The sequence below is a fragment of the Rhodococcus sp. PSi06 genome, from assembly GCF_054960675.1.
The window spans coordinates 147861-162903 of the sequence record NZ_JBHNYO010000015.1 but is presented as its reverse complement, the minus strand read 5'-3'; the positions used below and the strand labels follow the sequence as shown (position 1 = coordinate 162903).

Here is a 15043-nt window from a genome sequence, read left to right as displayed (position 1 = left end):
CATCTCGCTACGCCTCGACGGCCTGAGCCCGGTGCGATACCGAGCCCAGGCCCTCGCGGCCTAGGATTTCCATTAACCAGTCCAACCCACGGGGTCCAGTGCAACTGAATGCCACATTCATTCGGAAGGGGGTGGGTGTGGTGCCCGCAGAATGGATGCCTAGCACTCATCCCCGACGATGTCCGGCGTGGACGCCACCGGTCGATGCACTTGTGCACAACTTCGGCGGTGATCCACAGGGCACCCGTGAACGACTCTTTCGGACGTCGGAGTGTCGGTGTCGCGTTCGACAGTCGAGGCATGAAACGGGGAGCTTGGGCCACAGACCTATCGATACTCGAGGACGTCGCCGATCACGGCGTCGTGACAAGGGCACAGCTACGCGCAGCTGGTGTCGCGGACGGAACTGTTACGGGCAGATGTGCGAACGGTGGGCCCTGGCAGCATTTGTTGCCGGGGGTGGTGCTGTTGTACAACGGCTATCCGTCTCACCAGCAGCGAATTGCTGCGGCATTGGCGTACGGCGGGCCACACAGCATCCTCACCGGGAATGCGGCGTTGAGCGTCCACGGCTTGGGCCCGAATCCACCCTCGAACGAAGTTCACATCCTTGTGCCGAACGAGATGCAACGGGCATCCCTGAAGTTCGTGCGATGCGAACGCACGTGGCGGATGCCCGAGGCCGCATTCGAGCACGGGCCACGATGCGCTCCCGTAACCCGGAGCGTCGTCGACGCCACTCGGGCGCTCCGCAAGCGGTCCCAGTGCACAGCCTTGATCGCCGAGATTCTCCGACGGGGCGCGGCGTCACTGGAAGATCTGGCTGCCGAGTTGGCGGAGGGACCAAGACGATACAGCGCATCGACACGGCTGGCGATCAGGGATTTGGGCGCAAACGCTCACTCCGTCGCCGAGGCGGACGCTCAACGCCTCTACCTGTCGAGCGGACTGCCACCGATGATTCACAACGCTCGCCTCTTCGCCGCCGACGGAACGTTTCTCGGCAGTCCCGACGGATTCGTGGACGCAATCTGCTTCGGGTGGGAGATAGACTCGCTCGCCCATCACCTCTCCCCGATCGACCATGCGAAAACCATGGCGCGCCGAGCTCTCATGCAGCGTCACGGTGCGATCGTGGTGTCACACCTGCCGCAGGACATCCGGGACAACCCTCAGCGCGTGCTCGCGGATCTTCGCGCCGGTTACCAACAGGCTCTGGCCCGACCCCGTCCGAACCTTGTTCTTCGCCTGAATGCGACGTCCATCGGATGAATGTCCCTTACAGGCGCTTCGACTGCAACAAAGTCACATTCATTCGCTTCTGGGTCATACAGCCCGATGAATGAATGCGACTTTGTTGCAATCTGAGCGACTGGGAGCCACATTGATCCCAAAAGGGAGCGGAGCGACCCCGACCACCGGCAGCCGGAGCTACCCGAGCCCATCTGGATCGGACTAGATCGGCAACAACGAGTGCTTGCGCGGACTCTTGATCACTTCTTTGTCCTTGAGAATGTGCAACGCCTTGCGGATTTCGAGGCGGGTCTGCGACGGCTCGATGACGGCGTCGATGTAACCACGCTCGGCCGCGATCCAGGGTGTTGCCACATGCTCGTTGTAGAAGTTGATCAGCTGCTTGCGCAGGGCCGGTGCGTTCTCGCCTGCCTCGGCGAGTTGCTTGCGACTCATGATGTTGATGGCACCCTCGGCGCCCATGACGGCGATGCGGGCCGTCGGCCAGGCGAGGTTGATGTCGGATCCGAGCTGCTTCGAGCCCATTACCGCGTATCCGCCGCCGTACGACTTACGAATCACCACAGTCAGTTTCGGCACCGTCGCTTCGACGAACGAGAAGATGAAGCGGCCACCGCGATGGATGACGCCGAGCGTTTCCTGGTCCACGCCGGGCAGGAATCCGGGTGTGTCGACGAGGAAGATGATCGGGATGTTGTACGCATCGCTGAGTCGAATGAATCGTGCAGCCTTGTCCGCTGCCTTGGCGTCGAGCGCTCCGGACAAGTGCATCGGCTGATTACCGACAATTCCCACCGGACGACCGTCGACGCGAGCGAAGCCGGTGATCACGTTCGGTGCAGTCTGACCCGAGAGTTCGTGAAATTCACCATCGTCGAAGATGCGCATGATGATGTCGCGCATGTCGTAACCGGCGTTGTCTGCGTCGGGCATGAACGAGTCGAGCTTGCGATCGGAGTCGGTGATCTCCGGCTCGAGTCCCGGATTGATCACCGGCGACTCTTCCTGGCAGCTCGACGGCATGTAGCTCAGGTAGTTGCGGATCCAGTCGAACGCGGCCTTCTCGTCCGCAGCCACATGGTGCACGTTGCCGTTGATGGCTTGGACGCGGGCGCTACCGAGGTCGTCGAGGCTGACATCCTCGCCGGTGACGGACTTGATGACGTCCGGACCGGTGACGAACATGTACGCCTCTTCGGTGGCGACGACGATGTCGGTGTTGATGGGCGCATAGACCGCCCCGCCGGCGCATTTACCGAGGATCAGCGAGATCTGCGGGCACAGACCGGAGAGTGCTTCGTGGCGTCGGCCCAGTTCGGCGTACCAGGCGAGCGAGGTGACGGCGTCCTGCACGCGAGCTCCACCGGAGTCGTTGATGCCGACGACCGGGCAACCCATCTTGATCGCGAAATCCATGATGCCGGCGACCTTACGGCCGAACATCTCGCCGACGGTTCCGCCGAACACGGTCTGATCATGCGAGAACACTGCGATGGGGCGGCCGTCGACGGTCCCGTGGCCGGTGACGACGCCGTCGCTGTAGAGAGCACCGGGATCGTTGGGGGCCTTCACCAATGCGCCGATCTCGACGAAGCTACCGGGATCGAGCAACGAGTTGACGCGGTCGCGGGCACTGGGGATGCCCTTCTTCGCGCGCTTCGCTATCCCGATCTCGCCGGCCGGTTCCTTGGCCAGTTCGAGCCTCGCTCGTAGTTCGGCCAGCTTCTCCGCAGTGGTACCACTCAAGATCTACGCTCCGGTTCTTGCAGACTCGATGTTCTCGAGCGTCTTCGACAGATGGGCCGCAATTTTTCCAATGTACGGCTCGTCGACGACCGCCAGGTGATCGCCTCCGACGTAGACGATCTCCAGGTCCTTCACCACTGGTCCCCAACCACCGTGCTCTTCGCGGGTGGCGTACGCGGGCTCGAGAGCGATCGCGTCGTCGTGGTACTTGTCGGCCAGGTACAGCGTCACGTGACCGCCGTACTCCTTCAGCTCGGCCGTCTGGATCGCACGATTGTCGAGCCAGGAGGTGCGCTGATGCTCGATGATTCCGCCGGGAATCTTTGCGCCACTGAGCTTGACCAGGTCGGTGATGATGCGAATCTGACCCTCGTCGTCGGAATCGACCAACTTGTCGTAGGGAATCGGGTAGTCGACGTTGTACGTCTTCTTCGCGAATGCGGCGTACCGCTCCCAGCGCTTGCGCACCTCGTCCTTGGTGTCCGGGATCGCGGTGCCCGGCATGACGGTGTCGAGCAGCCCGACGTAGGCGACCTCGATACCCTCCTCCTCCATCTGACGCGCGACCTCGTAGGCGAGGATGCCGCCGAGCGACCAACCGACGAACACGTACGGCCCCTCGGGCTGGATCGCCTTGATCAACGGCACGTACTCGGCCGCACGCGTGGCGATGGGTCCTTCGACGCGCTCGAGGCCGTACATCGGCGTGCCCGCAGGCAACTTCCGCAGCAGCGGCTCGTAGGCGACGGTGGAGCTACCGGCCGAGTGGAACGCGAACACCGGTGTGGCAGTGGAGCCTTGGGGGCGAGCACGCAGGTTGCGCACCACTCCGTCGATCTCACCGTCTTCGAGGTGCGGGCGAACCTTGTCTGCGAGCTGCTCGATGGTTTCGGAATCGAGGACGTCGTCGAAAGTGATCTCGCCGCCGGCCCGCTCGGTCAGACGCGCAGCCAACTTCTCGGCCGTCTCGTCGTCGAGAATCGGCAGCGTGTTGAAGATGCCCTTGGCCGATTCCTTGGTCACCACTGCCCAAGTCGCGAACGTCATCCGTTCGGCGTTGTCGCGCGGGGGCACGTCGGATCCGGCGGCTTCGGCGAACGCTTCCTTGCCACCGAGGTCGGTCTGCGCCGCAACCACCGGCGCGGGTTGGTATTCCGCACTCGGCACCGCGGTCTCCGGTGCGGCGACGGCCGTTTCCAGGGCTTCTTCGCGTGCAGTCGCGCCACTTTCGGCGGCCTGCTCGGCAGCCTTTTCGGCCGCCTGCTTGTCTGCCAGCGCCTGCACCTCGTCGCGGTTCTCGATCGCGTAGCGCAGGTACTTCTCCACCTCGCGCAGGTTCGCATCACGCACGGCCTGCAATTGCACTGTGGGAATGTCGAATTCGTACTCGACGCGGTTCTTGATGCGAACGGCGCTGAGCGAATCCAGACCGAGCTCGATCAGCGGAACCTCGGGCGGCAGATCCTCGGGCGCGTAGCCCATGGACTCTGCGACGATGATCGCCAATCGGTCTTCGAGCTTCTGGTTGCCGTTGGGATCCCAGCGATCACCGAACGTCTCGACGACCTCGGGCAGCTCTTCCATCGGAGAAGACGACGACGGCTGCTCCACCGCGACAACAGGTTCCGGACGCACATCACCGGAGGTGACGACGGCCTCGTGCAGCAACGTGAACGCCGAACCCTCATGGGCGTGCACCTGAACCGATGCGCCGCCGAGGTGCGAGGTCAACGTGGTGACGACCGTGCCCACCTTCGGCACCGCGGCATGGGACACCGAAACACCCAGGGCCACATCGGAGAACACCTGCGTCGCAGCAGCCGTGACGAGCGCGTCGAAGCCGGTGACGGCCGAGGCCTGAACTTCCCAGACGTGGCGGCCGTCGGGCAGCGCGACGCGTGCGCCCGGCACCCGCGCGTTGCCGCTGGAGCTGACCTGCGAGTTGAGCCAGAATTCCTTGCGCAGGTACGCAGTACGCGGGATGGCGGCGTAAGGACCGGACTCGAACAGTGTCGCCAATTCCAGCGCGTGTCCGTGCACGTAGAGCTGCGCGAGCGCGGCCAGGAACGTGTCGGCTTCGTCTTCCTTGCGCTTGAGTGTGGGGATCAGAGTCGAGTCCGCGACACCCGCAGCCCATGCCGTGGCCGCCACCGACATCAGCGCCACCGGATTGGGCGCGAGCTCGACGAACGTCGTGTGCCCGTCTCCCACAGCGACATTGACGGCCTGGGTGAACCAGACCGGGTGACGCATTCCCTTGGTCCAGTATTCGACGCCGTGGATCGCCGCATGCCCGACGCGATAGTGCGCCTCACGATCGACCGAGGAGTAGACCCCGGCGGTGAGCTTGGTCGGTTCGATTCCGGCGAGTTCTGCAGCCAGCTCGCCGAGCAGTACGTCGACTGCCGCTGTGTGGCCGGCACCCTTGACGTCGAGTAGGCGGGCCATCTTGCCTGCGGCCTCGGCCTTGGCGACGAGGGCTTCGACCTCGGCGCGTGGTCCACCGACGGTGGTGTGCGTCGGTGCGGCGTAGACGCAGGGCTCCACGTGCGGGAACTGATCGGTGAGGGTCTTGACCTCGTCGGGGGTGTACTCGACGAGCGCCATGGCACCCTGCGACGCTGCTCCGAGGCCGTCCTGGCCCTCGGCCAGCAGCCGTGAGCGGGCGTAGATGATGCGGACGGCGTCTTCGAGGTTCAGGCCGCCGGCGACGTATGCGGCCGCGACCTCACCCATCGAGTGGCCGATGACGGCGGCCGGCTCGGCACCGTGCGCGCGAAGTGTTGCGGCCAAGGCGATTTGGATGACGAAGATAGCGACCTGAGAGTTCTCGAACTCGTAGGTCTGCGAGTCGTCGAGGATGATCTCGCGGATGGAGTAGCCGGCCTCGTCGACGAGAAGCTCGTCCACCTTGTCCACCTCGGCGGCGAACACGGCGTTGGTCCGGTACAGCCGCGAGGCCATCTTGCGGTGCTGCGAGCCGAAGCCGGAGAACACCCACACCGCGCCGTTGGACGCGGGGGAATCGGCGGAGAACACGCCGGGGCCCGGCTTGCCTGCGGCGATGGCACGCAATCCGGCGATGGCCTCGGCGGTGGTGGATGCGAGAACCACTGCGCGCGAACGTCCGTGGTTGCGGCGAGCCAACGTGCGGCCCACGTCGACGAGAGGCGTCGTGCTGCCCACTTCGGTCTCGAGCCAGTCCGCCAGTTCGGATGCGGCCCGCTTACGGCGCGACGGCAACGCGGCAGAGACGGCGAGAATCACTGTCTCCGGGCCCGTTTCGGTATCGGGAGTACCGGATTCAGCAACAGGACCGACAGCAGCTACAGGCTCGGGATCCGCAACGATCGGCAGTTCCTCACCGGCCGAATCGGTGACACCCTCGACGAGAGCGGCCTCCGGATCCACGGCAGCAGGATCGAATTCGGCGGAGGCCTCACCCGGCACGTATTCGCGCACGACGACATGCGCATTGGTGCCGCCGAAGCCGAAGCCGGAGACGCCTGCGACGGCCTTGCCGGTGTAGCGCGGCCAGTCGGTCGCCTCCGGGATGACCTTCAGGTGCGCCTTGTCGAAGTCGATGTACGGGTTGGGGCCCACATAGTTCAGCGACGCGGGCAGCTTGTTCGCCTGCATCGCGAGGACGACCTTGATCAATCCTGCTGCGCCTGCGGCAGATTCGAGGTGTCCGAAGTTGGTCTTCGCCGAACCCAGCAGGGCCGGCTTGTCTGCGTCGCGCCCTCGGCCGACCACTCGTCCGAGTGCGTCCGCCTCGATGGGATCACCCAGGATGGTGCCGGTGCCGTGCGCTTCGATGTAGTCCACGCCCGACGGGTTGATGCCGGCGTCGCGGTATGCGAAACGCAGGGCGTCGGCCTGCGCGTCCGGGTTCGGGGCCAGCAGGCCGTTGGAGCGACCGTCCTGGTTGATGGCGGATCCAGCGATGACGGCGAGGACCTGATCACCGTCGCGCTCGGCGTCTTCGAGTCGCTTGAGCACCACCAGTCCGCCACCTTCGGAGCGGATCATGCCGTTCGCGTCGGAGGAGAAGGCCTTGATCCTGCCATCGGGTGCCAGCACGCCCGTCTGGCCGAATCCGACGGTGATCGGCGGCGCGAGCAGCATGTTGACGCCACCCGCCACGGCGAGATCGGATTCGCCGGTACGCAGGCTGCGCACCGCCTGGTGCACGGCAACCAGCGAGGACGAGCAGGCGGTGTCGACAGCGATCGACGGCCCGCGGAAGTCGTAGAAGTACGACACGCGGTTGGCGACGATGGCAGTGGACGTGCCGGTGAGCGCGTAGGGATGCACGGCCGGATCGCTGACGGCGATGAGCTGGTAGTCGTTGGACGAGCTACCGATGAAGACGCCCACCTGGCTGCCCTTGACCGAGCTGGCCGGAATGTGCGCGTGCTCCAACGCTTCCCACGTCAGTTCCAGCGCGAGCCGCTGCTGCGGGTCGACGTTGACGACCTCGTTGGGCGACATCGCGAAGAACTCGGCGTCGAAGGTCTTGACGTCGTCGAGGTAGCCACCCTTGGTGACCGTCGCGTCGACGGCTGCGGCGATGACGGGATCGGAGGTGAATTCCTTCCACCGCCCCTCGGGTAGATCGGTGATGCCGTCGCGGCCCTCGATGAGCAGAGACCACATCTCTTCCGGAGTGTGTCCGGTCCCGGGGAAGCGTGACGACAGGCCGACGATTGCGATGTCGTGGGCATCTCCCGACTGGACTCCGCTGGTGTAGAAGGCGTCGTCGACGGTGCCGACCGGCTCATCGGGTTCGCCTTCGATGATGATCTTGGCGAGCGAGGCGATGGTGGGGTGCTGATAGACGACGGTGGCGGTCAGCGTGACCCCCACCAGCTCTTCGATCTCCCCGCTCAGCGCGACGGCATCGCGGGAGGACAGACCGAATTCCTCCATCGGACGGTCGTCGGAGATGGCCGACGCCGGCTGCCCGGTCGCGTCCGCAACCCAGTTGCGTAGCCAATCCCGCAGCTGGGCGACCGTGAGGTCCGTCCCGTCCGCACTCTGGATCTTGTCTGTCTCTTGTTCAGCCATCACTCACCAAGCTATGTATCGAAGGAAACGGGAGGCCCAGAGATCAGTCGGGCAGTTCGGCGTCCGGGAACGCAGTCTGCTGGTAGCCACCGCGGAGCGTGCCCTCGATGTAGGCCGCCTTGCAGGCTCGACGGGCGATCTTGCCGCTCGACGTACGTGGGATGGAACCCGCGGGCACGAGAAGGACGTCGCGCACCGTGACGCCGTGACGCGCGGACACCGCTGCCCGTACCTCGTCGGCGATCGGTTGCGGGTCTGCCTTGCCGGAGCCGGGTGCGCGCTCGGCGACGATGACGAGCTGTTCGGAGCTGTCGTCGGAGTCCTTGGTCAGGGCGGCGCCGCTGAACTCGAACACGATGTCGGGGAGCTGGTTGAGCGGGACGGCGAACGCCGCGACGAATCCCGGACGCAGTGCCTTGCTGGCTTCCTGGGCCGAGAATTCGATGTCCTGCGGGTAGTGATTGCGGCCGTCGACGATGACGAGATCCTTGACGCGACCGGTGATGTAGAGCTCGCCGTCGTGGTAGACCCCGAAGTCGCCGGTGCGCATCCAGTTGCCACCCTCGGGAGCACCGTCCGCGTGCGAGCCCTCGGGGTTGCGATGAACGAGCTTGTTGTGGAAGGTCTCGGAGGTCTCGGTCTCACGACCCCAGTAGCCCTGACCGATGTTCTCGCCGTGCAGCCAGATCTCGCCGACGTGCTCGTCGGCGACCTCGGTGGCGGTGTCGGAATCGACGATCGCGGCCCACTGGCTGCGGGCGACGGTGCCGGTGGACACCTGCGGGATGGCGCCGGGCGCGTCGGGGGCGACCACCACGAAGTTGCCTGCATTGAGCTCGACGCGATCGACGTAGACGACCTTGGCCTCGTCGGCGTGGTTACTGGTCGAGACGAACAGTGTGGCCTCGGCCATGCCGTAGGACGGCTTGATGGCGGACTTCGGCAGGCCGTAGGGGCCGAAGGCGTCGTTGAACTTCTTCATCGACGACGTCGTCACGGGCTCACTGCCGTTGATCAGGCCGATGACGTTCGACAGGTCCAGGCTCTCGCCGTTCTTCGGCAGGCCACGTTGGGCGGCATGCTCGAATGCGAAGTTCGGTGCAGCCGCGAACGTGCCGGCACCGTCGGACACAGCAGCGAGTTCCTTGATCCAGCGCCATGGGCGCTGCACGAACGCGCGCGGGCTCATGATCGTGATGTATTTGCCGCCGAGCGCCGGGAGGATGACCGTCAGCAGACCCATGTCGTGGAACATCGGCAGCCAGGTGACGCCGCGCGAATCGTGGTTGATCTCCATGCTGTCGACCATCTGCAGCGCGTTGACGCCGACCGCGCGGTGGGTGATCTCGACGCCGGCCGGGGTTCGGGTGGAGCCGGAGGTGTACTGCAGATAGGCGATGTCGTCGAGCGTGGCCGTGGGCTCGACCCACGTCTCGCCCACGCTGTCCGGAACAGCGTCGACGGCGATGATCCGGGGACGCTCTGCGGCGGGCAGGGCACGGAAGAACGCACGCACTCCGGCCGCCGAGTTGCTCGCCGTGAGGATGGCGCTGGGCTTGCAGTCACCGAGGACTGCATGCAGGCGGTCGGTGTGGCCGGGCTCGTCCGGGTCGAACAGCGGCACAGCGATGGTGCCGGCGTAGATCGCACCGAAGAAGGCGATGACGTACTCGAGCCCCTGGGGGGCGAGGATCGCTACTCGATCACCGGGCTGGGTGACCTGCTGCAGGCGAGCCGCAACGGCCTTGAGGCGAATTCCGAATTCGGACCAGGTCAATTCGTGAGCTTCGCCGTCGCGCTCACGGGAGTAGTCGACGAACCGGTACGCGAGCGTGTCGGCGTTCTCTTGGACGTTCACCTCGACATGGCGGACGAGGGTCTGCCCTTCACCGATGGTGATGTGGCCGTTCTCATCGATGAAATCATCGAAACTATGGCTCATTACTTCAATCTCCTCCGACACGAATCCGCTGCCGTACAGCCTGCGTGACCTGGTCCAACACGCTCGGCTGAAAGAAAACAGACACCGAACAGCGATCAATGTTACTTAGTGGTAGCTCTGGCGGTGTCGGTTCGGCACCTGGCATCGAAACCAGCTACATGGTACCGACACGCACCAGCGTCACTCGCCTTTCAGCAAGTCGACAACCGGCGCGAATGCCTCCATTTGGGTGGGGAAAACCCCGACATAAGACATCGTCGTTCGCGCACGAACGTTACGGATCTGATCGGCGATCTCCTCGTATGTCCCGAATGCGAGGTATGGAGACGACAGAATGTCCTCGACAGTCAACTTGACGTCGACGTCCACATTCGGCGGGTAGCCGTTGTCGAGAGCGGCCAGAGCCATCTCGGCCATCTGCTCGCGATCGTCGGTCACGACGATGGTCGTGATCGCCCAGTTGAGTTCGATGTCGTCGAACCGGTCCCCGGCCGCGGCGCGAATCAGCTCGACCCGTTCGAGGGTCTTCTCGATGGTCATGCCCGACAGCAGCAGCTTGCCTTCCTTCGAGGTGCTCGGCACCACGGAGATGATGTCTGCGTACTTGGCCGCCAACGCGAGCATCTTCGGTCCGCCGCCACCGATACAGATCGGCGGACGTGGCCCCTGCCGCGGACGAGGGCTGCCCTTGAGACCGGTGATCGTGTAGTGCTTGCCCTCGAAATTGCACTCCTGCCCGCGCAGCAGAACGTCGAGTATTTCGAGGGTTTCCTCGAGCTTCTCGATACGTACTCCAGGACGGTCGTACGTGATGCCGGCCTTGTCGTACTCCTCGCGCATCCAGCCGGCACCGAGACCGAGTTCGAGTCGCCCACCCGAGAGCACATCGATGGTGGCCGCGTCCTTGGCGAGCACCGCGGGATGCCTGAAGCCGTTCGCCAACACTGCCGTGCCGAGCCGGATCTTGTCGGTGGCGACGGCGAGCGCACCGAGAGCTGCGATGGGACCGACCTGATTGCCGAGGTGGTCGGGAATCATGAAACTGTCGTAGCCCAGTTCCTCGGCCTGCTGCGCCAGCTTGATGAACTTCCGAGCCCCGCCCTCCTCGGCGTTTCCCTCTCCGCCTGCTGCGAATCGGAATTTACGCGGCCCGGCGATCGCGGCCTCGGCGGAACTCATCTAATGCTCTCCTCGGGGGTCTTCGAGCGTTCGGCTGTGTCGACAGCAACTGGTCGGTGGGCAGCCGGCCGGAGCCGATCTGCGCTGGTCCAAGGCGTCACTCTAGCCGCTCACCGGAATGGATCCCACCGGCTGGGGGTTGCCGGGCTCAGGTTTGTGGGCAGCAATAGTCAGCGACACGCCGTATTGTGATGTGTCCGTTATAAACCGACCGGCACTTACGAATGTGCGGGCGTCGGGGCACTCTCGATCAGCCCGGCAGCCCACGCAGCTGTCCACGCCGTTGCCGTCGTTCCGGAGCCGTCGACGACGAAGCTGTTGTACGACGCGTGCACGGGGTTACCGGCGGCACCGATCAGGATCTGGATGCTCTGCGGAATGTTGCGCAGCGACAACCCGTCCGACGGGGAAGCGCAGATCAAGTCTCCGGGTGCGCAGATCTGATTGGTCCGATCGTCGAGCGCACCGAACCCGCCGTCCCGACGCCCCGTCATGGTGATACCCGGTAGGTCGAGTCCCCCGAGGGCCACCTCGGCACCGACGCCGTCGAGCGGGGCCGGAACGTCGGTACCCGACACTCCGTCGCGTCGACCGTCGGCGATGAGAGTCACGCCGAGAACACGATCGGCGGAGATGGGGCCGTTGCCCGCACCGATGTCGGACGCGATATCGCCGGAGATGACGGCACCCTGGGAGAAGCCCGCGAGAACGAAATTGGTGAGCGGGCACCGCGCACTCACATCGGTGATCTTCTGCACGGCAACAGCTTTCCCCTCGGTGCGGCTGTTGTTGTAGGACTGCTGGCCGTCCGGTGGCAGAGCGATGGGATTCGAGAACTGAGCCACGTACGGCACGGTGTAGACGTCGGCGCGTGACCCGGGGAACTGCTCCTGCAGCGGACGCGTGACGTTCAGCATCAGCGACAGGGGGTTCGCCGTCGGGTTGTACGGATCGTCGGTGGACGAGGACTCCCACGTACCGGGAATCGCGATCACCTGCACGTCGGGACAATCCGCGGGCTGCGACGTGGGCTCTTCCGGCCCCGGCGGAGGCACCGGACTGTCCGGCCCCTTCGGCAACCGTCCGGCGAGCAGGTACCACAGTGCGACGATGATCAACCCGACGATCACCGCAGCGGCGATCACCGGGAGGATTCTGCGCTTACTTTTGGCCATCACCGTCGGACTACGGCTTGCAGTACGTCGCCTGCGCGGCGGCGATGTAGGTCTGGGCGGCCTGCTGGGCCTGCGTCTCGTTCATCTGTGTCCCGGCCGCACTGGCCTCGACGCCGACATTGGCGGTGACGAAGGTGGAGATTTCGTCCGCCGCCACACCCTGAGCCTGCGCCGCGCAGATGTAGTTGGCCGTCGACACCGCAATGTCGCCGTTGCCCGCCGGCGTGATGCCCTTGCTCTTCAGCTCGTTGAGGAAGCTCTCACCGCGATCGTCGATCTGGCTCTCGGTCGGGCCCGGGAAATCGTCCGGGACAGGTTGCGGCTGCTCCGGCGGCGCAGTGGCCGCCTCACCCGGGCTCGTGGTCGGAGCCGCGGTGGTGCTTTCGGCCGCCGATGTCGTCGAACTCGCCTCGGTCGTCGTCTCGGCAGCAGAGGTGGTGGTTGTGGTCGGGGCTCCGGTGGCCGTCGAGTCGTCACTTCCACAGGCCACCAGCATCGCGCTCGCCGCAGCGGCCATCACACCGAGAGACAGAGTTCTGGCCAGAGAGTTACGCGTCATCGATCGAAATCCTTCGGTCGTCGGGTCGCAGGCGAGCGTACAGCCACGCTCTGAGAGAACTCTGAAGCCGTGATCGGCTCCAGAGCACTCCCTCGGTCACGGAGCGATCGTGGCCACGCCGTCCTTGACGGTGATGATGCCGAACTGGAAGTTCTGCTGCTTGCCGCCACCGTCGATGTCGAACTGATCGCTGGTGGGGTAGCCCAGACGGCCTCCCTCGTAGCCGACCGATCCCCAGGCGTCGAAGATCGGACCGTACGGAGTGGACCAGGCACCGGTGACCGGGCTCCAGTAGATGTTGCCTGTCTCGAACTGGTTGAAGCGTCCGCCGTCCCGGATGGGGCCGATTTCGTTGGACTTGGGGAACCCGAGAGGTCCACTCTCCCAACCCAATTCACCGTACTTGCCGAGAATCATGCCCTGCACGGAATGCACTCCGGCGTCGGCCGAGGTGTAGATGGCACCGATCTCGAATCCCTGAACCGAGCCGGGCTTGTTCGGTGTGACGATCTCGTCGAGCACCGGGTAACCCAGCGGCCCGCCCTCGTAGCCCTGGGCTGCCCACTCGTCGAGCACAGGTCCCTTGACGACATGTGCGCCGGTCTGCGGCGTGAAGTAGACCATGCCGTTCTGGAAGGCGTTGAACCGTCCACGACCGTCGGGGGTACCGATCTCTCCGGTCTTCGGGAATCCGAGCGCGCCCTCGGGGCCCTTGTTGCCCTGGTAGATACCGCCGATTGCGCCGGCAACCACCTGCGCGCCGGTGTCCGGGGTGAAGAAGACGCGGCCGAACGTGAAGTCCTGAGCGCGTCCGCCTGCGACGTTGTACTCCTCGGTGAGGCAGGGGCCGAGCCACGAGTTGGCACCGCTCGCATTTCCGATCGCTCCGGCGACGGTGCATGCGGGCTTGTCGACCTCGACACCGAGGGCGGTGGCGAGCTGCGGCCACAGCTGGTGCAGCTCGAACTGCCAGTACGGCCACGAGTGCGTGCCCGACGGCCGGTAGTTGACCTGAGCCGGGATACCGAGCTGGTTGAGCTTGGTGGCGAAGGTCTGCGAGGTCAACCGCGAGAGGATCTCGAGGCCCATGCCGGCGTAGTTGGTGCTCACGCCCGGGATGGGCGACGGCTGATCGTAGGGCCCGGTGGAGCCGTTGCCGCTGGAGATGTAGAGGCTGACGCCCTTCAGCTTGTCGGCGAGCAGGTACGGATCATGCTGTGCCCACAGTGAATTGGACGGTGATCCCCACATCGCGCTGGAGTTGTACCCGCCGGCGTCGGTCATCGCGTACTGAATCGCCTGTGGCATGCCGAGCGAGGTGGTGGTCAGGATGCCCGAGAGCGAGCCGGCGAACGTGAAGAAGCCGGGGTTGCGCGCGGCGAGGAACATGGCCGAGGTGCCGCCCATCGACAGTCCGACGACTCCGCGGGTGTCGGTGCTGCGCCAGTCCTTGGCGAGGATGGGCGGGAGTTCCTTGGTCAGGAACGTCTCCCACTGGTAGTTCTTGCCGTTGTCCTGATCGACCCAGTCGGAGTAGAAGCTGGACTGGCCACCGATGGGGAGAACCACGTTGACGTTCTTGTCGGCGAAGTACGACTCGGCGTCGGTCTCGGCCGTCCAGCCGTTCTCCTGATCGGTCGCACGCAGGCCATCGAGCATGTACACCTGCGGGAACGTGGCCTGCGGGTTGATGTTCCAGTCACGCGCGAGGAGCAGCTGAACCTGGATGGGAGTGCCCATCGACGGCGACTGGATCCACAGTGCGACGCGACGATCGGACAGCCAGTCCACCGAGGTGACGGTCGCTCCACCGGTCTGGGTGTACGCGGGGCCGGTTTGCGCCACCGGGGCTGCGTGGGCAACCGGGGCTGCAGCGGCCACCGTGGTCGTCGCCAGAGGGATCGTCAGCGCGGATACGACGGCCACTACTGCTGCCGCTCGCCCGGCCCGTGAGCCGGCCGATGTGATCCGACCGAATCGAACAAGCCCAGTGCGCATGATGGTGACTCTCTTTCGACGTGAACTCTCGAAGGTCTCGTGAGGAGACATGCTTCGTATGTCTTTCTACACGTGCCGGGTGGCGACGGACAGCAGACGCGCTGTGACGGATGGTGCAAT

8 protein-coding genes are annotated in these 15043 nt (G+C 64.9%); 1 reads left to right on the top strand and 7 read right to left on the bottom strand.

Annotation, left to right across the window (positions count from 1 at the left end; all coding sequences use genetic code 11):
- The first annotated feature begins 300 nt into the window (after positions 1-300).
- The gene (locus ACFI9K_RS19920) at positions 301-1272 is read left to right on the top strand and encodes a hypothetical protein (RefSeq protein WP_462665103.1); all 972 of its coding nucleotides are present in this window, start codon (positions 301-303) and stop codon (positions 1270-1272) included.
- 183 nt (positions 1273-1455) lie between these two features.
- On the opposite strand, the gene ACFI9K_RS19915 is transcribed toward ACFI9K_RS19920, so the two are convergent.
- The 7 genes from ACFI9K_RS19915 to ACFI9K_RS19885 all read right to left on the bottom strand — a co-directional run bounded on the left by ACFI9K_RS19915 (position 1456) and on the right by ACFI9K_RS19885 (position 14923).
- On the bottom strand, positions 1456-3000 hold the full coding sequence (locus tag ACFI9K_RS19915; protein ID WP_462665102.1) for an acyl-CoA carboxylase subunit beta: 1545 nt from the start codon (positions 2998-3000) through the stop codon (positions 1456-1458).
- Between the two features lie 3 nt (positions 3001-3003).
- On the bottom strand, positions 3004-8070 hold the full coding sequence (gene pks13, locus ACFI9K_RS19910) for a polyketide synthase Pks13 (protein WP_462665101.1): 5067 nt from the start codon (positions 8068-8070) through the stop codon (positions 3004-3006).
- Between the two features lie 43 nt (positions 8071-8113).
- Positions 8114-10012, bottom strand: a complete 1899-nt coding sequence (fadD32, locus tag ACFI9K_RS19905) for a long-chain-fatty-acid--AMP ligase FadD32 (protein ID WP_462665100.1) — start codon at positions 10010-10012, stop codon at positions 8114-8116.
- Positions 10013-10192: 180 nt separating this feature from the next.
- Positions 10193-11191 (bottom strand): LLM class F420-dependent oxidoreductase, encoded by a 999-nt coding sequence (locus ACFI9K_RS19900; protein ID WP_462665099.1) that lies wholly within the window; start codon positions 11189-11191, stop codon positions 10193-10195.
- Positions 11192-11409: 218 nt separating this feature from the next.
- Complete coding sequence (locus tag ACFI9K_RS19895) at positions 11410-12366, bottom strand: cutinase family protein (protein WP_462665098.1); 957 nt, start codon at positions 12364-12366, stop codon at positions 11410-11412.
- A 10-nt stretch (positions 12367-12376) separates the two neighbouring features.
- Entirely contained in the window at positions 12377-12925 is a 549-nt protein-coding gene (locus tag ACFI9K_RS19890) for a DUF732 domain-containing protein (protein WP_462665097.1), read from the bottom strand.
- Positions 12926-13021: 96 nt separating this feature from the next.
- Complete coding sequence (locus ACFI9K_RS19885) at positions 13022-14923, bottom strand: alpha/beta hydrolase-fold protein (RefSeq protein ID WP_462665096.1); 1902 nt, start codon at positions 14921-14923, stop codon at positions 13022-13024.
- Positions 14924-15043: the final 120 nt, after the last annotated feature.